Here is a 21,812-nt window from a genome sequence, read left to right as displayed (position 1 = left end):
TTAACCCCCCTCAGTATGAACTGATTTTTACTGCTGTGGTGTTAATCTGAGCTGGTTTTTCATTTTCAAGCCGGTCCACCGGTCTCTGATGGTATGCGCATGCTGCAAAGCTTCTTCCAATAGTTCCTCTGTAATTCCGAGCTCTTCAATCGTGGCTGGACCCCCAACTTTCACCAGCCACTCTTGCATTTGTTTTTCTTTGGGCAGTTCCCCATAGTTTTGGGCCATCTCTTGTTGATGCAGCTTAAACTTTCTGTTTTTCTCCGGATCTGGCAGTTCCTGGCCACTTTTCATTTCTTCTATTAATCTTTTATATATTGAAGTAAGAAGGGCAGAAGCCACACCCACCTTCGCTCCATGCAAGAGCTGTGGGGCGTCTCTTTTTAAAAGATCCATCTCCCAGTAATGGGAAAGATGATGCTCCCCGCCTGATGCCGGCCGGGAATGATCCAGGACAAGCATTACAAGGCCGGAGATAATCAACGATTCCAGCAAAACAGTCAGACCCTTTTCGGATTGTGCAGCAACATCCTCCAAGTGGGACAGGCAGTTTTCCAGCGCCTCTTTTGTCAGGGCAGCCCCTGTCGGACAGTACGGTTCATTTGCCATCCAGCGGGATACCTTCCAGTCGGCAAGCGAGGTTATTTTTCCAAGCATGTCGCCAAACCCTGCGGCGGCCAATGCTGGGGGTGCCTCTTTTAACACATTAATGTCGGCAAACAGCGCAACCGGAGCGGTACACTGAATGGTTTTCTTTTCCCCCCTCACAATCAGGGGAGCCCCGGCGGAGGTAAATCCGTCAACGGAAGCGGCGGTTGGAAAAGAAATAAACGGAATACGGCGCTGATGGGAAGCGAACCGGACAATGTCATGAAGAGTGCCGGAACCCACAGCCACAAGCACATCCGTGTCCTTTGGTGTTTCCAGCAGCACTTGGACGAGCGATTTTTCATCAGCCGCTGCGTCTCCGTGATGGTTGGGCAGAACGAGGGACAGAGAAACTGAAATCCCCGAGGACTCCAGTATCTCTTTCACCTTGCTGCCTGCACTTTTCAGCGTATTTTCGTCACAAACGAGTACGGTTTTTTCAAACCCCTGCTCCTTGATAAAAGCGGACATTCTCCCGTACACCGCTTCGTCCGAGATCAGGATTTCCTTCATATTGATTTCATGGTGAAGTGAAGGACATGTGCAGGACTGAAACGCCGATGTTACAGACTCTATGAATGAACGCATGCCAGGCACCTCCCCTTTATTTGGCCAGGCGGATCACATTCCAGGACGCCTTTGACAGCTGCGCTTCAATGATTCCGTCCTTTAGCTCGGCAGAACCATTGCCATGAGGTTTAACTTTTTCTTCATTCAGTGAGTTAACCGCTTTAAGGTCGTCATTCTCAAGCACCATGTGCTCTACCAAGCTGTAATCTGCAAAACTTCTAACGTCAGCTGTCAACGGAAGAGATTCAGAGAGATGGCGGTTCAGGGCAAAGATCGTCACTTCTTCTTTTTCCTCGTTGTAAACGACAGCTGAGTCGAGGTAAGGAACATCTGTATAATCCTTCGTGTCATGAAGCGGTGAGGACACAACCGGCTGAAGGGAAACACCGCGTCCAAAGGCAGAAGCGTGCATGTAAGGATAGAAAATCGTCTGTTTCCAGGATCCGCCCTGCTCGGCCATAATCGGCGCAATCACATTCACAAGCTGAGCCATGCAGGCCATCTTCACGCGGTCCGCATGCTTCAAAAGCGTGATCAACATGCTTCCGACAAGCAATGCATCCTCAAAATTGTAATGGTCCTCCAGCTGCGGAGGTGCAATGGTCCATGGATCCAGCTTGGTATCATGGTCCTTGGAATGGTACCAGACGTTCCATTCATCAAAGCTTAAATGGATTTTCTTCTTGCTGCGTTTTTTCGCCTGGATATAATCACAGGTGGAGATAACTGTTTTAATAAAATGGTCCATGTCCATCGTTTTGGCTAAATAGTTCGCAGAATCATTGTCCTGGTTGCCGTAGTACTGATGGAGCGAGACAAAATCCACGTACTCATACGTGTGGTCAAGTGTTTTTGCCTCCCATTCAGGGAACGTCGGCATTTGGATGCCGGAGCTTCCGCATGATACCAGTTCAATGGAAGGATCCACCAGCCTCATCGCTTTGGCTGTTTCTACCGCAAGCCTGCCGTACTCATCCGCGGTTTTATGGCCAATCTGCCATGGGCCGTCCATTTCGTTGCCGAGGCACCATGTCTTAATTTTATGAGGCTCCCTGTAGCCGTGCTTGATGCGAAGATCGCTGTAGTACGTGCCCTCCGGATGGTTGCAGTACTCCAGAAGGTTGCGGGCGGCATCAATTCCGCGTGTTCCCAGGTTTACCGCCATCATGACTTCAGAATTGGCTTCTTTTGTCCATTGCGCAAATTCGTTAGTACCCACATGGTTGTTCTCGATCGTGCGCCAGGCGAGCTCAAGCCGTCTCGGCCGCTCCTCCTTTGGCCCAACGCCATCCTCCCAGTTATAGGCGGACACCATGTTTCCGCCCGGATACCGGACGATCGGCACATTCAGCTGTTTTACAAGTTCAATGACGTCCATGCGAAATCCGTTTTCATTTGCTGACGGATGGTCGGGCTCATAAATTCCTCCATAAACCGCCCGTCCCAGATGCTCGATAAAAGAGCCGTATATCCGTTCGTCAATGTCTGCAATGCGAAAATCCTTGTCCACGATCATTTTTGCTTTGTCCAGCTGTGCCATTAATCACCACTCCTTGAAATTTTATCGGTAAAGCAGGTCATTCCAGCGAAGCTCGTTTTGGAACGCGTGAAACTTGGTATCATTGTTGATCAGTACACTTTCAATTCCGCTCATTTCTGCAAAATCTCTCAGATTCTCCGGCGTCAGGACGGTAGAGTAGCACGTATGATGCGCGCCACCCGCGATAATCCATTGTTCCGCCGATTGGGCAAGTGACGGCTGCGGCTTCCACAGCACGCGGGCGACCGGCAGCTTCGGCATATTCTCGACCGGCTGAACCGCATCCACTTCATTAATGACGAGACGGAAGCGGTGTCCGATGTCAATGATCGAAGCATTCAGTCCGCGCCCAGCTTTTCCGTCGAATACGAGCCGGGCGGGATCCGCTTTTCCTCCGATGGAAAGCGGATGGACTTCAATTCTCGGCTTGGTCGCCGCAATGCTCGGGCATACCTCAAGCATGTGCGAGCCAAGGACGAGCTCGTTGTCCGGCTCAAAATGATAGGTGTAATCCTCCATAAAGGACGTATCCCGGTTGTTTGCCATCATTTTCATGACACGCACAAGGGCCGCAGTTTTCCAGTCCCCTTCACCGGCAAATCCATATCCGTCACCCATCAGGCGCTGTACGGCAAGGCCGGGCAGCTGTGGAATGCCATGAAGGTCTTCAAAGGTGGTGGTAAATGCCGTGAATCCGCCATCCTCCAGGAAAGCTCTCATGCCAAGCTCTATGCGGGCCTGCTCCAAAATGGAATGATGCTTTTCTCCGCCTTTTCTTCCATGTTCCGCGATGTCATACAGCGTGCTGTATTCCTCAAAAAGCTGATTGACCTCTGAATCACTGACAGCCTGAACGTATTCGGCCAGCTCTCCCACTCCATAGCCATTGATCGACCAGCCGAATTTGATTTGCGCTTCGACCTTGTCGCCTTCAGTTACTGCAACTTCACGCATATTGTCGCCGAAGCGCGCTACCTTCAGATGCTTGCTTTCTTCAAAAGCAGCGGCCGTTTGCATCCAGCCGGAAAGCTTGGCACGTACCTGTTCGCTCTCCCAGTGCCCAACCACGACTTTGCGGGCAATGTTCATACGCGAGTTAATGAACCCATATTCCCGGTCGCCATGCGCTGACTGGTTGGTGTTCATGAAGTCCATATCGATGGAGTCCCACGGAATGTCTCTGTTGAATTGTGTATGTAGGTGCAAAAGGGGCTTTTGCAGGGACTTCAGTCCGGAAATCCACATTTTGGCCGGAGAAAAGGTGTGCATCCATGTGATGATGCCTGCACATTTTTTATCCAGGTTCGCCTCCAAAAAGAGCCTTTGGATTTCTTCCGGCTGGGTCAGGACCTGCTTGAAGACGATCGAGCTCTCTCCCTCAATATGGTTGTTCAATCCTCTGACCATGGTTTTGGAATGCTCCTCCACCTCGCGGATCGTTTCCTCTCCGTACAGGTGCTGGCTTCCCGTTACGAACCAAAATTCATATGCTGCTGTTCCAATCATAAGCTCCTCCTCTTTCTACTCATACGGACAAGTTGTTCTATTACTTCTGCCCATAATAGGCATTCACACCATGCTTGCGCAAATAATGCTTGTCGAGAATCGCCTGGCTGATTGCCGGGATCCCGGGATTCAGCTGCATGGTATGAAGCGCCATCTTCGCAACTTCCTCAAGGACGACAGCATTATGCACCGCCTGATCGGCATTTTTTCCCCAGCAAAACGGTGCATGGTTGGTCACAAGAACCCCGGGAATCGCAGTGGGCTCAAGTCCCCGCTCCCGGAATGTTTCAATGATCACATTGCCGGTTTCCACTTCATAATCCTGCTGGATCTCCAAATCAGTCAATGCCCTCGTACACGGAATCTCGCCGTAATAATAATCGGCATGCGTGGTGCCAAGCGGCGGTATGGCAAGGCCGGCCTGTGCCCAGCTGGTGGCCCAGGGCGAGTGGGTATGGACGATGCCGCCGATATTGGGAAACGCCCGGTAAAGCCCCACATGGGTTGGCGTATCTGAGGACGGATTTAAGTCTCCCTCCACCACGTCACCATTCAGATCAACCACGACCATGTGCTCTTTTTTCAGCTGTTCATAAGGGATGCCGCTCGGTTTAATGACAACGCTCCCAGTCTCCCGGTCGATGCCGCTTACATTTCCCCACGTAAACGTTACGAGCTGATGCTTTGGCAGCGCAAGGTTCGCTTCCAGCACTTCCTCTTTTAGCTGATCAAGCATGGTGCATGACCTCCCCTGCTTGTCTCTTGAAATTTTTCAACGTTTTCATCACGTTGTTTTCACCCCGGCCGAAGTAATCATGCAGCTTCGCGTATTCATCGTACAGCGCGCTGTAAATTTCCACATTTTCCTTTTGCGGCTGATAGACCTTATCCTTGATGCGGGCCATATGTTTGGCCGCTTCCCGGATATCATCATAGCCTCCGCTCTCTTTGCCGGCTGCCACTGCTCCGAACATCGCGCTTCCAAGCGCCGGAGTCTGCGCCGAATCCGAAATCCGGATCTCCATGTTCAGTACATCCGCATACACCTGCATCATGAAAGCGTTTTTCTGGGCAATGCCGCCGCAAGCGTAGAATTCATGAACCGGGACACCGGATTTCCGGAAGGTTTCCACAATCATTCGCGTTCCATAGGCTGTCGCTTCAATGAGCGCCCGGTAAATTTCCTCCGGTTTGGTGGCCAGTGTGGCACCGATCAGCAGTCCGGTAAGATCCGCATCGACAAGCACCGAGCGGTTGCCGTTCCACCAGTCCAGCGCCAGAAGACCGCTTTCCCCCGCTTTAAGCTCACCCGCTTTTTCGGTAAGGTACTGATGAATTTCCTTGCCGGCTTCTTCTGCTTCCTTCTGATAGCTTTTCGGTACAGCGTTTTTAATGAACCATTCAAAATGGTCACCGACACACGACTGTCCTGCTTCATAACCGAGGTATCCCGGAATGACGCCATCCTCCACCACGCCGCACATGCCTGGTACGATTTCCTCTTTTTCACCAAGCAGGATATGACAGGTGGATGTTCCCATCACGGCCAGCAGCTTGCCCGGCTCTGTGATGCCGACGGCCGGTACGGCGACATGAGCGTCAACATTCGCAATCGCAATGGCTGTTCCCGGATTCAACCCGGTCAGCTCTCCCGCTTTTTCTGTCAGCTCCCCGGCTTTTGAACCGATCGGGACAATCGGCGCACTCAGCTTTTCCTCCACCACATGCTCGAGCCTCGGATCGAGTGCTTTGAAAAAGTCGTTTGGCGGATAGCCTTCCTGCTTGTGCCAGATCGCCTTATAGCCCGCAGTGCAGCTGTTTCTCTGAATTGATCCGGTTAATTGGGAGATCACCCAGTCGGTCGCCTCCAGCATATGACTGGCATCTTCATACACTTCAGGTGCTTCATTTAAAATCTGCCAAATCTTTGGAATCAGCCATTCCGATGAAATTTTTCCGCCATAGCGCGCAAGGAAGTCTTCTCCGCGCGCTTCGGCGGTTTCGTTTAACCGGTTGGCCTCTTCCTGTGCCGCATGATGCTTCCATAGCTTCACGTAAGCATGCGGATGATCCTGATATCCTTCATGCATGCACAGCGGGGTTCCTTCATGATCAACCGGCAGCATCGTGCAGGCGGTAAAATCGATTCCAAGCCCGATTACCTCATCTGCCGCTATCCCTGCTTCCTTCAATACTTGAGGTATCGTTGTCTGCAGAACTTCAAGGTAGTCCTTCGGATGCTGCAGCGCCCAGTCCTCTTTCAGCTTTTTACCGCCCGGGAGCTGGCGGTCCATCACTCCATGTGTATATTCCTTTACTGCGGTTGCAACTTCCCTGCCTGTGGCCACTTCCACCAGAAGCGCCCTTCCAGATTGCGTGCCAAAGTCCACACCGATTGAATACTTGCTCATCCATTCACCTTCTTACGACAAAAATAGTTTAGTAAGCGTTTACATACTGAAGATGATGTACGTACAAGTTAAAATAAAAGCGTACGCATTGGTGAGATGACAAAGGGGAAAGTCATTAATCACTTCTATACATACGCTTCTTTGTACAATAACTTGTACGCATCACTTGTTTTTTATTGTAGCACCGATTCTACAAATTTCAAGGATAAAATTCAAAAAATTCAAGTAACTATTTTCGAAGACAATTTTTTCGTTGACTCTCTTACGATTAATTCAGGCTCATAAACGAATGAATCGGTTCCGTTTTCCAACGATTTCCCTTCAATTTTGGCGATAATCCGTTTGGCAGCATCAATGCCCATTTGCGTTTTTGGATGGGAGACAGACGTGAGCTTCACTTCGGACGCCGTAGCCAGCTGGGAATCATCATATCCTACAATGGAGAGATCTCCCGGCACGCTTAAATTCAAGCTGCGGACAACATTCAGCACGCTTAAGGCCACGTCATCGTTGTAGCAGATCAGTCCCGTCGGGCGTTCCTTCCCTTCAAGCAAGGAACGAATTTCAGCAATCTTCTCTTCCTTCGTTTCCGTCGTATAGGTCACAATCATGTCAGGAAAAAACGGCAGATTGTATTTCCGAAACGCATCAATATAGCCTTTCATCCGGTTGACTCCCTGCAGGTCATCACTTTTAAAAATGCCAAGAATCTTCTTGTGGCCATATTGAATCAAATGCTCAGTCGCCAAAAAGCCACCCTTTTCATCATCGACCACCAGATGCGGCGGATTGATTTCCTTGTAATACTGGTTGATCATTAAATAAGGAATATTATGCTGCTCCAAATTCAAATAATAGCTGATGTTCGGATTGGCCGAGCTGCTCTTTGTCGGCTCAACAATCAAGCCATCGATATTTTTGCTGAGCATCGTCTGCAGGCACTGTTTTTCTTTTTCCAAATCATTGTTCGTGCTCGCCATGATCAATGAATAGCCCTGGCTGGAAAGATACTGTTCAATCCCTCGGATAATCGACGGAAAGATATAATCCGACATGTACGTTGTAATGACACCGATGTTTTTGCTGCTCTCCCGTTTGGTTTGCTGCAGAAGGCGGTTGGAGCAAAATGTCCCTGATCCGTGCTCGCGGTACAGCCAGCCCTCATGAACCAGGACGCCAATCGCCTGCCTTACCGTATGGCGGCTGACGCCAAACAGCTTCACCAATTCGTTTTCCGAATAGATCTTTTCTCCCGGCTTGACCTTCCCTTCCAGGATCCAGTCTTTTATCTGATTTTTCACTTGTATGTATTTTGAGTTTTCCTTCACCGTGCATCCATCCTTTGTTTTCTTTACTTGTATGTTCACTTTTTAAAGTTGTACGTAACTCTGATACAGTAAAAATAACACAGACCGGGGAGTGTTTACTAGTTTTTCTTGAAGAATTATTGGAGGAATTGCGGGGTGGGGTGCATTACTTGCGGTTCGACATGGAATACTTGCGGTAATGCTGGATTTACTTGCGGTTCGACACGAAATACTTGCGGTAATCTTAAGTTTACTTGCGGTTCGACAAAAATTAGTTGCATATCACGTCATTTTCACATAAAAAGAAAGAAACGGCATAATACGATGGGTGGAATACATGTCTATAAAAAAGCGACTGATCCTTTCAAATATCGCAATGATCGCTGTCCCTGTCGCATCCTTTTTCATTTTGGAAATGATTATTGCCCTGCTGCTCATTTATGGTTTTCATGTGGACGTAAAAGGAAGCCGGTCACAGCTTTTTATGACGATGAGGTTCGTCGGTCTGCTCGTTATCCTTACTCTGACCAATGGTCTGTTAACCTATGCGGTAGCCCGCTCGATCCTCATTCCAGTACGAAAACTGTCCAGAGCGGCAGAGGAAATCAGCAACGGGAATCTGGATTACAAAATTGAACCCATGAAAAAGGACGAGCTTGGCCAGCTTTCGGAAACCTTTGAAAGTATGAGAATTCAGCTCAAAACAGCAAATGATGCCAGAGATCAATACGAAAAGAACCGGAAAGAATTGATCGCGAGTGTATCGCATGATTTAAAAACGCCGCTCACCTCGATCAAGGGTTACGTTAAGGGTATTTTGGACGGGGTGGCCCATACTCCGGAAAAACAAAATCATTATCTTCAAACCGTGTATCAGAAAGCAGCGGAAATGGATCAATTGATCGATGAACTTTTTTTCTATTCCAAGCTCGATGCCGGCCAGACAGTTTTTCAATATGAACCCATAGACCTTCGAGCCTTTTTTGAGGATGTTCTGGATGAAGTAAACGAGGTGGAGCACGTTCATGCTTGGCTTCAAACGAAACCCGAGGAAACATATATGGTCAAGGCTGACCGTTCCAATTTGGGACGAGTGGTGCATAACCTCATTCAAAACAGCCTGAAATACACCGACACACAGCGGAAGGAAATCCAGGTTTCGCTAATGGAAGAGAGCGATCATATTTTGGTTGGAATTGCGGATAACGGCAGCGGTATAGGTAAACAAGAGCTGCAGCATATTTTCGACAGCTTTTACCGTGCAGAGAAATCAAGAAATTCATCGACTGGCGGAAGCGGCCTCGGCCTTTCCATCGCCAAAAAAATCATTGAGCGGCATGGCGGTGAAATCTGGGTTGCAAGTGAAGAAGGAAAAGGCACAAGCATCTTTTTTACATTGAAAAAGGAGGACAGTCATGCCGAGAGTGCTGATTATAGAAGATGAACTGAGCATTGCGGAACTGGAGAGGGATTACTTGGAATTCCACGGGATCCAGAGCGATATTGCCGTAAACGGAGATGACGGGTTAAGAAAAGCGGATGGAGGTTCGTACGATCTTATTCTTCTTGATCTGATGCTTCCCGGAACCGACGGTTTTGAACTGTGCACCATGCTTCGCGACCGGCTGGATATTCCGATTCTTATGGTAACCGCCAGAAAAGCGGATATTGATAAACTGCGCGGCTTTGACCGGGGTGCCGATGATTACATCGTCAAGCCCTTTAATTCCAACGAACTGGTAGCCCGCGTGAAGGCTCATATTAACCGGTATCAGCGGCTGACAAAAAACCGGGGAGCGCCTGACCTGATCTCACATCAAGCCCTTGAAGTATATAGAGATTCCCGGCAGGTTTTCCTTCAGGGGAAGGAAGTAAAAATGACCGCCAAAGAGTTCGATTTGCTGGTATTTCTCGCTTTACACCCCAATCATGTGTTCAGCAAAGAAGACCTTTTTGAGCGGATCTGGGGTATGAGCGAGATCGGCGACCTTTCCACCGTTACCGTACATATCCGCAAAATCCGAGAAAAGATCGAGGAAAACCCCGGAGCACCCCAATTTATCGAAACGGTCTGGGGTGTTGGCTATCGATTTAAAAGCTGAGATTTAAGAAATCGTTAAGAATTTGCTTATAATCATTTAAGCTTTCCACCTTATGATGAGTTCAAGCTCGTTAAAGGAGGATTTTTATAATGAAAAGATTAACGTTTTTATCCATTCTCTCTCATCTCTGGGTGCAGTGGATTATGCTTGGAAGCATTTTAGCTGATACATTCATGCTGTATCCCAATATTTTTTATAACGTCCCGCAATCTCTTCAAACCGGCATGGATTTCATGAAGGTAGCAAGCCCGCACACCTACTTTCCGCCACTAGGAGCGGCGAGTATTGTTACAGGGATCTTGGCACTGGCTTTGGGGTGGAGATTCAAAGTCGCGCGGTATTGGATTTTGTTCAGCATGCTCATGATCGTCGTGGAAGGAGCAGTCTCCATGATTTTTGAATGGCCTCGCAACGAAATCATGTTTATTGAAGGAACTAAGATGCATTCTGCTGCCTTTTTGCAGCAAACCGCTCATGAATTTCTCATTGTGCACTGGTTTCGGGTTGCTTTTAATATTATTGCGTCGATTTTGATCTTTATTGGATTTATGAGGTATGACAAGAGCTGAGGATTCAGCTCTTTTTTGTTAGGTTATGGAGCTTACTTGCGGTTCGACATGGAATACTTGCGGTAGATCATGATTTACTTGCGGTTCGACACGTAATAGTTGCGGTAAAACGAAATTTACTTGCGGTTCGACAAGAAATACTTGCATATCACATCATTTTCACAAAAATACAGAGGCCACCCATGCTTCATGGATGGCCTTTATCAGCTTTCACTCAATCATCAAGGGACATCATATAGCGCCGATTTTTATATGAGCCTGAATAAGGAAGATTCATGGACTGAAGAATTCTGGAGCTTGCATAGATGGAAGACAAATGAAGAAAATCTTTAAGTTCACGGTTTGATATAGTGAGATCAACGAGGAGCTTGTAGTCGTTCAGGGCGGAAAAATGTGCGTCTCTGGACAGGGAACCACAAGTAGGGCAAATCCATTTGGCATGCAGTCTGACCATTGGCAGAGAAGAACATTGAGGGCATTGGACACCCGTTAAAATTTCATGGGGCTGGATTTGAAATTGCTTTAGAACGGCTGGGTTGGAAAGGGTATGGCTCATGAGGAGTTTTTTTGAAATTTTTTTAATATGCTGGGGATTGAGCAGTGGCTTGCGGTGGAGTGTTTCGAAAGACTTGATTTTTGTAAGTAAGTGCCCACTATGAATGACCTTTTCTGATAAATGGGACGCCAAATTCAGCAGGGTGTTTTTAATTACTGTATTGGGATAGCTGATCACTACCAACGTTTCAATTGGAATCTTTTCAAATTTTTGTCCCAAAAGCCAGCTCCTCAATTGCTCACGGTGGCGTTCCACTTGAAGAATCGGATCCGGAAAGCCCTCCTCTTTTTCTGGAGTAACGCGAATCAACTGTTTAAAGTGGTCATCAAAAATGAGCGTACCGGAAATGTTTTTCACTTCTAAAATGAGGATGAAATAAGGAGAAATAAGGATCGCATCAAGCTGGAAATGGTAATCTCCATTTGGGAGACGGAGATCCTGCAGAATAAAATAATCTTGAAGGAAACCCAGATAATAATCCAAGGACTGCTCTCCGCGATATCCAGCCATTCTGCGGGCTAATTGTTCTTCAATCTCTCTTCGTTTCGCATGTTCTGGGGGCAATCTCCTCAACAATGCCTCGAGTTTTCGAATATGAATCGGTATTTTTCGGTTTTTCACAATCAAATGCACATCAACTCCTCTACTTATTGATGAAAAGGTTCGTGCTGCCTATAGGTTTATCCTTCTTTTATCAGGATGGGAGGGGTGGATTTTTGCTTACTTGCGGTTCGACATGGAATACTTGCGGTGAATCGTGATTTACTTGCGGTTCGACACGGAATAGTTGCGGTAATTACCGATTTACTTGCGGTTCGACAAAAAATAGTTGCATATCACGTCATTTTCATAAAACCTCCCCGCGATAGTTTACCGAATATTTTGATATAATGAGTAAAACAGACAAGACGGGCGCGTGAAGAACATGCAGCAAACCACCTTTTGGAAAAATTATATGACGAATGCTCAATTGGACTTGTCCATTGCGAGGTACACGAAAGTTCCCGCTACCTGGGCAGAGGACAGCTATGTTCCCGAGTTTAACAAGCTATATTTTATTATGGAGGGTGAGGGCTTTGTAAAGGTCAACGGCGAAACCTATTACCCTAAACCCGGCGAACTGTATCTTCTTCCAGCCGGCTCCACCCAGGCGTACGGAACCCTCAACGATCATAACACCTTCGGAAAGTATTGGTGCCACTTCAGCTCAAAGGTCAATGATGCTCACTTGTTTCAAATCATACAGGCTCCGGTATTTATTACACCGTGCGATCCCGAGCTGTTAATCCACAAGTTTAAGCAGCTCATTTTGCATTCGGAAAAAGGAGATTTATCCAGCGGCTTTCGCGTTCACTCCACCCTGTTTGGGATCATGGCTGACTTTATTGAACAAAGCAGCGAAGTTCATTTTGATTCCCGTACGGTTCCCTCCTTTGAAAAAATGGATAAGATTCTGCAGTACATTGAAAGCCATCTTCATGACTCGTTGTCGGTTGAGGATTTGGCCCGCATCGCCAGCTTTCATCCCAACTACTTTATTTCTGTTTTTAAAAAATACACAGGTTTGTCCCCCATCCAATTCATTAACCGGCAGCGCATGGAAAGGGCCAAACACCTTCTGCTGTTCACCGAACAGAGTGTTACTGGTATCGCGGATTCGCTCGGTATGGAGGTTTCTTATTTCTCGCGAATGTTCCGCGAACAGATTGGATTCTCGCCGAAAAACTACCGGGAAATGATTTCACGCACCGGGGTAACAAAGAACTAAAAGGCCCCGTAAGAAAACGGAGCCTGAGTCATTTTTAAGGATAAAACGTATTTGCCGGTGTGGTCGTCGGGCACCATCGTGAATTAAACAGAAACTGAATGAGGGTATCTTTTGCCTCCTCCGTTCCAATGTAACGAAGCGCCTCTGCCGCATGAGCACGTACATACCGGTTCTCATCATTCAGTGCTTTCTCGAGCGACGGAACGGCAGAGGCGGCAGCAGGACCAAGGCGTGCAAGGGATAACCCGGCCATGAAGCGGACTTGAACATCCGGGTCCTCCAGGCATTGAGATAGTCCTTGAACTACTTCCTCCGTTGGCTGTCCAATCATGGAAAGCACCTCTGTTGCCGTTCGGCGGACCTTCTCCGATGAATGCTTCAAGCATTGAATTAACTGAGGGACTGCCTTAGCCGCATGATGTCCCAGTTCACCCAGCGCAAACGCCGCATGCACGACCGTTTTCGGTCGGCCATTCTCCAAAGCAGAAATTAACCCAGAAATCGCCCCAGGGCCAGCGATGGAAAGGCCGTAAGCCGCAACCCGCGATACCCTGACATTTTCATGGTACAGGGCCTGCAAAAGTTCGTACACGCCATTTTTCCCGCTGCAGGCCAGTTCATAGGCCGCATTCAATCCCTGTGGCTCGGATTCATCCCCCAGCTCCTGAACAAGCGCTTGAACCTCAGCTTCATCCTTCAGCCTAGTGTCTGCCAGGCTTCCAACCCTTCCAGCCAGCCAGTTCCATGTGTCTTCCCACATCACATCATGCTGTTCGGGCAGCGCTTGAGCAGAAGACGGCTTGCTCCAGGACTCCGCCTCATGATCCCAGCTTGGAGCTAGCGGCGCCTTCGTTCTCATAAACTCAAACTTCAGCATAAACCGCGGCTCGCCGACCACATTTGGAGTGGCTCTATGCCATATATCATAATGGATCAGAGCGAAGGTTCCTGCCTTACCGCTCGCCAAAGCTTCTTCCTTTGTTTCATCGTCCTGGAAAGTTCGGGTTTCATAATTTTGCGTCCCCGGCATGATTCCCGTCGGTCCGAGCTCCACAGGCGTGTCCTGTGGAAAATACATGATCATCGCCCACCATGGATGATGATTGCGCATCCGCTGATATCCCCAGTAGCTGTCTTTATGCCATCCTCCCGCTTCCGGAGAAGCATTGAAATGGCCATGCCGGTGAGCATGAAGCATGTAATCCGAACCTAAAACACTGGTTAAGGCCCCTGTAATGATCGGATGGTCAAACACCTTTTGAAGCTCCGGAATCCTTGGCAAGAGATTATTCCCGGGGTTTCCTTCTTCCTCATATACCGTTTTCAACTGCGTGTTCAACGTTTCATGAAATTCCTCGGAGAAGTCCGTTTGCAGAATGAGAAAGCCGTCTGTGATAAACGTCTTCATCTGCTCATCCGTCAACAAAAGCGGTGAATCCACTTTCAACTGCGTCGCCATGTGATCTGCCTCCCTTTCTTCATTTCCCCTTGATTATAAACAGAGGAAATCTTAATCAGAATAGAGAAAGCTAAGGCAGATTGGTACAAAATTAAGATATAAAAAAAGAAGGCATATCGCCCTCCCTTTTATGGCACAGGTGTATTCTTCAACAAGGATTCAACCCATTAAATGCGACAAAAAGTAGTTAAAAGCAAACGCACCGAGCAAGCTCAAACTTGTGACAAGAACGCTGAAAGGCAAGGCCCGCCTACCTCTCTCTTTCATAAAAACAATAGAAAGAACCAGCCCCAGAATAAAAAACGCCATCCATAAAGGGTTGAACGCAGATTCAAAGTTAATCAGGAAGTAAATGATAGAAACGATGTTGGCCAAAAGAAATAACAGCATGATCCACCTTTTCATCCAATAGCAGCCTCCTGTTTTATGCGCATTAAATATTTTCCTTAATATGTAAAATTATACTTAACGTCAACTGCCAACCACTATTTTTCAGAAAAAAATGTAACAGGGTACACCAAATAAGAAGTCAATTCCGCTTATCCATCGTATAGTTTTATAGGGACCTATTAATCATATGATTTTATTATATATTTGTTATATAATATTATATAACGACTTAATAATAGGAGGAAGCTTAATCCATGAAATTGAACAACGCCAGTTCCCTTCCTTTATATGAACAGCTGATGATCAACATAAAAGATGAGATGGATAAGGGAGTATATAAAGTTGGAGACAGAATTCCGAATGAGGCTGAGCTTTGTGACATTTACAGTGTGAGCCGGATTACCGTCAGGCGGGCAATCCAGGAATTAGTTGAAGAAGGACTATTGGAACGTAAGCAAGGCAAAGGCACGTTTGTTTCCCGAAAAAAGGTTGCCCGCGAGCTGATTACGGTTGAAGGGTTCTCTGACTTCAGCAAGCAAATGGGGGTTAACTCCTCCAAAAAAGTGCTGGAATGCAAGGAGATCAAAGCAACAAAGCAAGTGGCCGAGGCGCTTCAAGTTGAAGTGGGCTCGCCTGTACTCAATCTATCGCGCCTGATGTTCATTGATGACATGCCGTTTACCATCGATATTGTCCATTATTCCCTGATTCGCTTCCCTAAACTGATGGAGAACATTTTCGAGTATGAGTCCACCTACGATGTACTGAAACATATTTACCAGGTGGACATGCAGTCGACCACCTCCACCAAGATTTTAACCGCTGTACCTGCTTCCGCTGTCGAGGCCGAGTACCTGGATTGCGATCCCGGGTCCATGCTGTTCAACATTGATAAAACAGTGTTTGACGCACAAGGAGTACCTATTCATATTTCCACCTTTAAAGTACCAACCACACATATCGCATTTACGATCTCCACATAAAAAAATGGAACTAAGCCATTGCTGGCTAGTTCCATTTTTCATACGATCAGCGATTTACCATAACCAAACGCACCCATAACTTCACAGGTTCTTGCGGCTTTTAAGGCTGCAAACTGCAGAGACGCTTCAATGGAAGACTCGTTAAAGCAGCTTGTTAAAAATCCAGCGATAAACGAATCACCTGCTCCAAGCGTATCAATGACCTCCGCGTCCTCAATGCCCTGAGTGTACCGGTTGGACCCATCCGACATCATAACACCCTTCGATCCTCTGGTAATCACCACATTCGCGGCTCCAAAGGTATGAATTTTAGCGATCAATGCATCAATTTCCAGCTCTGATAAATCGCTTCCCGACACAAAAGCAAACGTAAGATACGGACATGCTTTTTTGAGCAATTCATCGTTATAGTGGTTGGAAAAATCATAAGAAAGAGGAATTACTTTTTTCAGCCGTGGAAGCTCATCCTCCAGGCTGCTGTAAATACTGGTATGAAGTACATCATAGCGTTTAACAGATTCATAGTCTTCTTCTGTTAATCTCAGCTTTAATTCAGCCTGTACACCGCCCTTATTGGATTTTACAAAAATCCGGTCGCCTTCTTCATCGAGATTTACATAAGCTTTCCCACTCTCTCCGACCGCCCGGCGTACCCTGCTTGCATCGACATTTTCCTTTTTCAGAGACTCAAGGATATGGTCACCTTCTGTGTCATTTCCCACAATTCCAATAAACGCCGTTTCTTCTGCTCCGCACTGACGGGACAGCACCGCTACGTTCAGCGCATTTCCCCCCGGATACATTTCATTCCGCTCGAGGTAAACATCAACCACATTATCACCGATCGCTATTAATTTCATTTGTATTTCAATCCTTTCTTATCCTTTTACACTGCCTGCTGCCAAGCCGCGAATGAAATATTTTTGCATAAATAAAAATAAGAGAATAATAGGTGCCGCTGAAATCATCAGCCCCGCCAGCAGGACTCCCCAGTTGGTCTGCAGCGCATCCCTGAACTGCATAAGGCCGGCTGGAATGGTTTTCAATGATTCTGAATCGACAAAAATGAGCGCGAACATAAATTCATTCCATGTAAAATACGCCGTAAGAATAATCCCTGTTAAAAGGATGGGATAATTGAGCGGTAAAAATATTTTGGTGAAGACAGCCCACGAACTGCATCCATCAAGAACCGCAGATTCTTCAAGCTCCTTCGGCACATCAAGGAAAGCAGCGCGAATGAGCAGAAGGGTGATGGGAATCCGGTATGCCACATACGGAAGAATCAGCGCCAAATACGTATCATGGATGCCCAATGCCTGGATCAATTTATATAAAGGAACAAGGCTGACTTGCGGAGAGAGCATCATTCCGCCCATGCAAAGAATAAGAAGCGCATTCTTTCCCTTGAAGGAAAACCGTGTTAACCCGTATGCCCCCAGTGCGCTTATGAACACTGTTCCCAAACAGGTGGTGACAGTGACGACTAAACTATTCACGAAGTATCCCGAAATTCCTGTTTCCCAGGCGTGGGAATAGTTGGAAAATAGCCATTTCTGCGGCATGGCCCAGCTGTTGGAGAAAATCTCGTCCGTGGTTTTAAAGGAATTAACGATCATCCAGAACAGCGGGTACGCCACCACGATAAAGTAGACTACTAAAATGAAATAAAGCGGAACAGCTTCTTTGATCTTTCCTTTCTTCGATCTTCTTTTGGCAGGTACATTGTAGGTATAATCAATCGCTGCTTTCGTTTCCAAATCAATCATCCTTCCCTGTACGGAATAGCTTCATTTGAACCAAGGACACAAGCAATGTGAGAACGAGAATGACGGTGGCGATAGCGGATGCATAGCCCATCTGGTCTTTGGCAAAAGCCGAATTGTAAAGGAGCGTTCCAAGCACCTCACTGGCGTTGCCAGGACCTCCCCCGGTTAAAATATACGGTTCATTAAACACGGTAAAAGCGCCTGTCAGCGTAATAAGCGAAGCGACAAAAAACATCTCTTTCACCTGTGGAACGGTAACGGAAATGAACTTTCGGACTTTCCCGGCCCCGTCCATTTCTGCCGCTTCATAAATTTCTCTTGGGACCGCCTGAATGGCAACGATAAACAACATCATGATATAGCCGATACTCTGCCATTGAGATACGGCAATGACCGCAAAAATCGCTGTTTCCGAATCACCGAGCCACTCTCTTGTCCAGGAGTCCAATCCAAGTCCATGCAGAAAGCTGTTCAGAATCCCCATGTTCGGTTCATACACAAAGGTGAAAAGCAGCGCGATTACCGTCACCGAGATGACCACCGGCAAAAAGAACACCGTTCTAAAAAAGCTGCTGATGAACCGGGTGATGGGGTCCTCCAGAATAGCGGCCAAAATCAGTCCGCCAAACACCTGGCAAATGATCGAGATGACGGCATACCAGACGTTATTTTTTAACGCGGTATAGAACACCGGATCATGAAAGAGGCTGATGAAATTGGTAAAACCGACAAATGCCTTGTCCGGGGAGAAAGCCGAAAAATCATAAAAACTGAACCGGAAGTTTTCCACGATTGGATAATATACAAAAAGCCCCATCATCAATATGCAAGGTGCAAGATACAGATACGGGACGAATTTTCTGATCGGCAATGGATTCACCTCTTCTTTTTTTAAAAGAAGGTGGTCAACGTGCAACCACCTTCTCTTCACCATTTTTTATTTTTTCTGCAATCCCTTGGCGGCTTTTTGGACATCCGCCATCACTTCTTTTGGTGTTTTCTTTCCGTTCAGCATAAGCTGGGATCCTTTTAGGTAAGCATCAACAATTTTGATATCCACTGCTGTATCAAACCAGAGATAGGTCTTATCCGCATTTACAATGAGATTAATGGCATCCTGCTGAAGCTTGGAAGCATTCTGTGCGTTGGTTGTTCCTTTAACAGCGCTGTATTCACTGACCTTGGTCAGCTGTTCAGTGCCCTTCTTTTTGGAAGTGAGGAATTTAATGAACTCCATCGCTTCTTTTGGATGCTTGGTTTTGGAAGAAATCATGATTCCTTCCGGAGCGGCCGTGATGGAGTTCGGATTTCCTTCTCCACCATCAATCTCCGGTGTATTGAACACACCAAGATTTTTCTTCAGGCTCGGCTCGATCATTCCAATTTCGGCCAGCTGGAAATAGCCAATCGCCGCTTTTCCGCTGTTAAACAACTGGCGTGCATACTCATGGTCCACCGAGTTCACACCTTTATTAAAGAACGGTTTCAGCTCATTAAACTTCTCCAGAGCCTTTACGTAACCCGGATGTGTAAACTCGCCATCCGTATTTTTCAGGTTATAGTCTTTTTCAATCACATCTTCCGGTACCATCTGGGCATTCAAGGAGCCGATATAGTGAGAAATCGTCCAAGGTGCCTTGCTGCCGAAAGCGATTGGTGTGATGCCCTTTTTCTCTATATCCTTGGAAACAGAGAGCAATTCATCCCACGTGGCTGGCGGCTTTAACCCGAGATCTTTGAAAATCTTTTTGTTGTAAAAAAAGGCTTTGCCGTCGGTAGACCACGGAACGCCGTAAATCTTTCCATCCAGGGTAAAAGGCTTAAACTGGGAAGGAATGATTTGATCAGACCACTTTTTATCATCGTTTACATACTTGGTTAAATCATAAGCTTGTCCCGCCCGGGCGAAATTGTAGGCAAATTCGCCGCTCCAGGAAAAGTACACGTCAGGAGGATTATCCGAGCCAAGCAGCACCCGGATTTTGTCTTTGTAGGAATCATTCAATACGGCCTCGGTCTGGATTTTAATCTTCGGATGAGACTTTTCAAACTCTTTCACCGCGTCTTCAAAATATTGCTTTTTGGGCTCTGTCGGCCAACGATGGAAAAAACGGAGTACAACGGTATCATCACTGCTTCCGGATGACGGACTGGAGGTACAACCCGCCATGAATGAAAGGAGCATGGCGGTGATCATACCTAGAATAAGCAGTCGTTTCATTTCCTTTCCTCCCTCAGTAAAAGCTTGATTTTAATATTCAACCTTCCACATGTATCTTCTCGTGGACAATGGATGATTGCGCTCTTCAGCCAGACGGTCGGCATATGTTCTCAGCACATAGTTAAGGACCAATGGAGCAATGTAGCCTTTCACTTCTTCACGCACACCACTGAAATCAAAGTCAACTGCATCAAGGACAATCAGCTTTTTGCCGTAACGCTTGGAGAATTCCAACGCGCGTTCTTCAAGGTGTCTTGTTTCATCCAGACCGAGGAGAATGATGAATGGTGTTTCCTGGTCAATGATTTCAAACGGTCCATGGAAATACTCACCCGCATGAATGGCGTGGGAGTGGATCCACTGCATTTCCATCAGGATGCAGATGGCAAATGAGTAAGCTACGCCATAGTTAGCTCCGCTGGCCATTGTGTAAATAATGTTTTCGTTTTTGTACAATTGGCCAAAATCTTCGGCATTTCCCTTGTAAAGCTCCACTGCTTTTTCGTATACCGGCTGAAGGTTTTCAAGACTTTCTTCGATTAATGAGAATTTGTCATTGTTTTCAATGGTTTTTAATACGCCGAAAACAAGCTGATAAAGAACAGAGTAGTTGGTGGTGAAGGCATTCGCTTTCTCTCCCCACTCATACTTGAGGACAACATCAGAGGCTTGCGCCAATGGTGAACCTTCCACATTTGTCAATGAAACGGCCAGTGCTCCTTTTGAACGGGCAAACTTTGCAGATTCTACGGTTTCTGGCGTATTGCCGGAGTGCGAGCAAAGGATGACAAGGGAGTTTTCGCCGAGTTTATTATGGTTACGGTGGATAAACTCATTAGAGCTGTATAAGTGGGCGTCGATTTTTTTCGCCTCACGGTCAATCACATATTTGCTTGGGTACATGAGAGCGGATGATCCTCCGCATGCCACAAAAAATACATTCTCAATATTCTTTTTCTTTACTTCCTCAAGGGCTGCCTGAACCTGTTTTTTTACGTCAACAACTAATTCTGTACTCATGAATAATGCCTCCAATTAGTAAATTTTCGGGTGCGCGCATACCCAAAACAATACACAACATTATAATACGTTATATATTGTTATATTATTAGATATAAATTTACCATCGGTTTCCTTCCAAGTCAATATTGTTTTCAGAATATTTAGCCGACAATTTTCGAGTTATTTTTTGATTTAGATATAAAAAAGGAGCTGCCTGAAGTCAGCTTTACTGACTTTCTGGACAGCCCCTTCCTTTTACGAGTAGAACTTTGCGTTATATAGCAATACCCTGTCTTCCCAATTCCTCACGCAAAACTTCGGCCATAATATCATACCCCAGTACATGCGGGTGAAGACCATCATCGGCAAGTTCGGGGCGCAGCGTTTTGCCATCCGTTTCTGTCAGATGAGGATGGTAATTCACAAAAGGAATGTTTTCGTTTCGTACGAGTTCTTTTAGCTGCTCATTGATTTTCAGAACGAGCTCATTCCGGATTAACGTTTGCATGTTGGTTTCAACATTCGTTGGAAGCAGCGAGCAGACAATCGGGATAATCCCTCCGTCCTTTGCTTTTCTGACCATCTCCGCAATATCGGCAACCATCTCTGCAAGCAGTGTAGTTTGTTCCGGTCGTTCCTCTCTTACCGGAGCATCAAGTGCCCATAAATTGTTGATGCCGATCTTAATGATGGCGTATTTCGGTTTAAGCTGAACGCAATCGGCATCAAAGCGCTTCAGCATATAAGTGGTGGTGTCTCCACCGATCCCACGGTTCACAATCTTGTTTCCTTTACCGCCAAAATACGTTTCTGTATCCCACATTTCCGTAATGGAATCTCCAATAAAAAGAAAATCAATGTGTGCCTGCTTGGCTATCAGCACTTCATTGTGGAAATCAAATACCGTTCGTCTGGAATCGGCGGCAATTACGCTTCCAAAAAAGCCTGGGGATATCATTTTAGGGCGTTGAATCGTTTTCATGGTTTATCTAGCCTCCAACGTTAAATTCA

Annotated in this window: 20 protein-coding genes; 5 read left to right on the top strand and 15 right to left on the bottom strand. The window is 46.7% G+C overall.

The features are described from left to right. Window positions 1–27: 27 nt before the first annotated feature. The 6 genes from QYB97_RS06595 to QYB97_RS06570 form a co-directional block, all read right to left on the bottom strand. On the bottom strand, window positions 28–1,236 hold the full coding sequence (locus QYB97_RS06595) for a sn-glycerol-1-phosphate dehydrogenase (RefSeq protein WP_301165184.1): 1,209 nt from the start codon (window positions 1,234–1,236) through the stop codon (window positions 28–30). Between the two features lie 16 nt (window positions 1,237–1,252). Further along, window positions 1,253–2,758 (bottom strand): arabinosylfuranosidase ArfA, encoded by a 1,506-nt coding sequence (arfA, locus tag QYB97_RS06590; protein WP_301165183.1) that lies wholly within the window; start codon window positions 2,756–2,758, stop codon window positions 1,253–1,255. A 21-nt stretch (window positions 2,759–2,779) separates the two neighbouring features. Beyond that, window positions 2,780–4,264 (bottom strand): L-arabinose isomerase, encoded by a 1,485-nt coding sequence (araA, locus tag QYB97_RS06585; protein WP_301165182.1) that lies wholly within the window; start codon window positions 4,262–4,264, stop codon window positions 2,780–2,782. Between the two features lie 40 nt (window positions 4,265–4,304). Further along, a complete protein-coding gene (araD, locus tag QYB97_RS06580; protein WP_301165181.1) occupies window positions 4,305–5,000 on the bottom strand; it encodes an L-ribulose-5-phosphate 4-epimerase in 696 nt (231 codons plus the stop codon). Then, complete coding sequence (gene araB / locus QYB97_RS06575; RefSeq protein ID WP_301165180.1) at window positions 4,993–6,675, bottom strand: ribulokinase; 1,683 nt, start codon at window positions 6,673–6,675, stop codon at window positions 4,993–4,995. Before araB ends, araD begins: the two co-directional genes overlap by 8 nt. A 221-nt stretch (window positions 6,676–6,896) precedes the next feature. Beyond that, window positions 6,897–8,003 carry a GntR family transcriptional regulator gene (locus tag QYB97_RS06570; protein ID WP_301165179.1) on the bottom strand — a complete coding sequence of 369 codons (1,107 nt, stop codon included), beginning with the start codon at window positions 8,001–8,003 and terminating at the stop codon, window positions 6,897–6,899. A 316-nt stretch (window positions 8,004–8,319) separates the two neighbouring features. Here QYB97_RS06570 and QYB97_RS06565 point away from each other — a divergent pair, with 316 nt between their 5' ends. The 3 genes from QYB97_RS06565 (at window position 8,320) to QYB97_RS06555 (ending at window position 10,653) form a co-directional block, all read left to right on the top strand. Beyond that, a complete protein-coding gene (locus QYB97_RS06565) occupies window positions 8,320–9,426 on the top strand; it encodes a sensor histidine kinase (protein ID WP_301165178.1) in 1,107 nt (368 codons plus the stop codon). Beyond that, window positions 9,398–10,084: a response regulator transcription factor gene (locus QYB97_RS06560; RefSeq protein WP_301165177.1), complete on the top strand. Its 687-nt coding sequence runs from the start codon at window positions 9,398–9,400 to the stop codon at window positions 10,082–10,084. Before QYB97_RS06565 ends, QYB97_RS06560 begins: the two co-directional genes overlap by 29 nt. Window positions 10,085–10,173: 89 nt before the next feature. After that, the gene (locus tag QYB97_RS06555) at window positions 10,174–10,653 is read left to right on the top strand and encodes a hypothetical protein (RefSeq protein WP_301165176.1); all 480 of its coding nucleotides are present in this window, start codon (window positions 10,174–10,176) and stop codon (window positions 10,651–10,653) included. A 214-nt stretch (window positions 10,654–10,867) separates the two neighbouring features. Here QYB97_RS06555 and QYB97_RS06550 read toward each other — a convergent pair whose 3' ends face one another. Continuing rightward, complete coding sequence (locus QYB97_RS06550) at window positions 10,868–11,830, bottom strand: nuclease-related domain-containing protein (RefSeq protein ID WP_301165307.1); 963 nt, start codon at window positions 11,828–11,830, stop codon at window positions 10,868–10,870. A gap of 304 nt (window positions 11,831–12,134) precedes the next feature. On the opposite strand from QYB97_RS06550, the gene QYB97_RS06545 reads away from it, so the two are divergent. Beyond that, window positions 12,135–12,977, top strand: coding sequence for an AraC family transcriptional regulator (locus QYB97_RS06545; protein ID WP_301165175.1), 843 nt, complete (start codon window positions 12,135–12,137; stop codon window positions 12,975–12,977). 34 nt (window positions 12,978–13,011) lie between these two features. Here QYB97_RS06545 and QYB97_RS06540 read toward each other — a convergent pair whose 3' ends face one another. Both QYB97_RS06540 and QYB97_RS06535 read right to left on the bottom strand, forming a co-directional pair. Then, on the bottom strand, window positions 13,012–14,436 hold the full coding sequence (locus QYB97_RS06540) for a HEAT repeat domain-containing protein (protein ID WP_301165174.1): 1,425 nt from the start codon (window positions 14,434–14,436) through the stop codon (window positions 13,012–13,014). 159 nt (window positions 14,437–14,595) lie between these two features. Beyond that, a complete protein-coding gene (locus tag QYB97_RS06535; RefSeq protein ID WP_301165173.1) occupies window positions 14,596–14,841 on the bottom strand; it encodes a hypothetical protein in 246 nt (81 codons plus the stop codon). A gap of 239 nt (window positions 14,842–15,080) precedes the next feature. Here QYB97_RS06535 and QYB97_RS06530 point away from each other — a divergent pair, with 239 nt between their 5' ends. Further along, complete coding sequence (locus QYB97_RS06530) at window positions 15,081–15,809, top strand: UTRA domain-containing protein (RefSeq protein WP_301165172.1); 729 nt, start codon at window positions 15,081–15,083, stop codon at window positions 15,807–15,809. A 38-nt stretch (window positions 15,810–15,847) separates the two neighbouring features. Here QYB97_RS06530 and QYB97_RS06525 read toward each other — a convergent pair whose 3' ends face one another. The 6 genes from QYB97_RS06525 to QYB97_RS06500 all read right to left on the bottom strand — a co-directional run bounded on the left by QYB97_RS06525 (window position 15,848) and on the right by QYB97_RS06500 (window position 21,783). Beyond that, window positions 15,848–16,669: a PfkB family carbohydrate kinase gene (locus QYB97_RS06525; RefSeq protein WP_301165171.1), complete on the bottom strand. Its 822-nt coding sequence runs from the start codon at window positions 16,667–16,669 to the stop codon at window positions 15,848–15,850. An 18-nt stretch (window positions 16,670–16,687) separates the two neighbouring features. After that, entirely contained in the window at window positions 16,688–17,500 is an 813-nt protein-coding gene (locus QYB97_RS06520; RefSeq protein WP_425589771.1) for a carbohydrate ABC transporter permease, read from the bottom strand. 70 nt (window positions 17,501–17,570) lie between these two features. After that, window positions 17,571–18,398: a carbohydrate ABC transporter permease gene (locus QYB97_RS06515; RefSeq protein ID WP_301165306.1), complete on the bottom strand. Its 828-nt coding sequence runs from the start codon at window positions 18,396–18,398 to the stop codon at window positions 17,571–17,573. A 117-nt stretch (window positions 18,399–18,515) separates the two neighbouring features. Further along, entirely contained in the window at window positions 18,516–19,799 is a 1,284-nt protein-coding gene (locus QYB97_RS06510; protein WP_301165169.1) for an ABC transporter substrate-binding protein, read from the bottom strand. Window positions 19,800–19,829: 30 nt separating this feature from the next. After that, window positions 19,830–20,819, bottom strand: a complete 990-nt coding sequence (locus tag QYB97_RS06505) for an SIS domain-containing protein (protein WP_301165168.1) — start codon at window positions 20,817–20,819, stop codon at window positions 19,830–19,832. A 256-nt stretch (window positions 20,820–21,075) separates the two neighbouring features. Further along, window positions 21,076–21,783 (bottom strand): GDSL-type esterase/lipase family protein, encoded by a 708-nt coding sequence (locus QYB97_RS06500; RefSeq protein WP_301165167.1) that lies wholly within the window; start codon window positions 21,781–21,783, stop codon window positions 21,076–21,078. Between the last annotated feature and the right edge of the window lie 29 nt (window positions 21,784–21,812).

Origin of the sequence: Fictibacillus fluitans (assembly GCF_030418125.1) — a bacterium.
Taxonomy (GTDB): Bacteria; Bacillota; Bacilli; order Bacillales; family Fictibacillaceae; genus Fictibacillus_C; species Fictibacillus_C fluitans.
The sequence above is the reverse complement of the archived record's forward strand: the minus strand, read 5'-3'. Positions and strand labels throughout refer to the sequence as shown.

What these genes read in the sequence shown, in the direction of transcription:
- QYB97_RS06515 (WP_301165306.1), bottom strand. Translation starts at nt 18,398, where the DNA reads ATGATGGGGCTTTTTGTATATTATCCAATCGTGGAAAACTTCCGGTTC.
- QYB97_RS06500 (WP_301165167.1), bottom strand. Translation starts at nt 21,783, where the DNA reads ATGAAAACGATTCAACGCCCTAAAATGATATCCCCAGGCTTTTTTGGA.
- QYB97_RS06540 (WP_301165174.1), bottom strand. Translation starts at nt 14,436, where the DNA reads ATGGCGACGCAGTTGAAAGTGGATTCACCGCTTTTGTTGACGGATGAG.
- QYB97_RS06545 (WP_301165175.1), top strand. Translation starts at nt 12,135, where the DNA reads ATGCAGCAAACCACCTTTTGGAAAAATTATATGACGAATGCTCAATTG.
- araA (WP_301165182.1), bottom strand. Translation starts at nt 4,264, where the DNA reads ATGATTGGAACAGCAGCATATGAATTTTGGTTCGTAACGGGAAGCCAG.
- araD (WP_301165181.1), bottom strand. Translation starts at nt 5,000, where the DNA reads ATGCTTGATCAGCTAAAAGAGGAAGTGCTGGAAGCGAACCTTGCGCTG.
- arfA (WP_301165183.1), bottom strand. Translation starts at nt 2,758, where the DNA reads ATGGCACAGCTGGACAAAGCAAAAATGATCGTGGACAAGGATTTTCGC.
- QYB97_RS06510 (WP_301165169.1), bottom strand. Translation starts at nt 19,799, where the DNA reads ATGAAACGACTGCTTATTCTAGGTATGATCACCGCCATGCTCCTTTCA.
- QYB97_RS06535 (WP_301165173.1), bottom strand. Translation starts at nt 14,841, where the DNA reads ATGAAAAGGTGGATCATGCTGTTATTTCTTTTGGCCAACATCGTTTCT.
- araB (WP_301165180.1), bottom strand. Translation starts at nt 6,675, where the DNA reads ATGAGCAAGTATTCAATCGGTGTGGACTTTGGCACGCAATCTGGAAGG.
- QYB97_RS06555 (WP_301165176.1), top strand. Translation starts at nt 10,174, where the DNA reads ATGAAAAGATTAACGTTTTTATCCATTCTCTCTCATCTCTGGGTGCAG.
- QYB97_RS06560 (WP_301165177.1), top strand. Translation starts at nt 9,398, where the DNA reads ATGCCGAGAGTGCTGATTATAGAAGATGAACTGAGCATTGCGGAACTG.
- QYB97_RS06530 (WP_301165172.1), top strand. Translation starts at nt 15,081, where the DNA reads ATGAAATTGAACAACGCCAGTTCCCTTCCTTTATATGAACAGCTGATG.
- QYB97_RS06565 (WP_301165178.1), top strand. Translation starts at nt 8,320, where the DNA reads ATGTCTATAAAAAAGCGACTGATCCTTTCAAATATCGCAATGATCGCT.
- QYB97_RS06505 (WP_301165168.1), bottom strand. Translation starts at nt 20,819, where the DNA reads ATGAGTACAGAATTAGTTGTTGACGTAAAAAAACAGGTTCAGGCAGCC.
- QYB97_RS06595 (WP_301165184.1), bottom strand. Translation starts at nt 1,236, where the DNA reads ATGCGTTCATTCATAGAGTCTGTAACATCGGCGTTTCAGTCCTGCACA.
- QYB97_RS06525 (WP_301165171.1), bottom strand. Translation starts at nt 16,669, where the DNA reads ATGAAATTAATAGCGATCGGTGATAATGTGGTTGATGTTTACCTCGAG.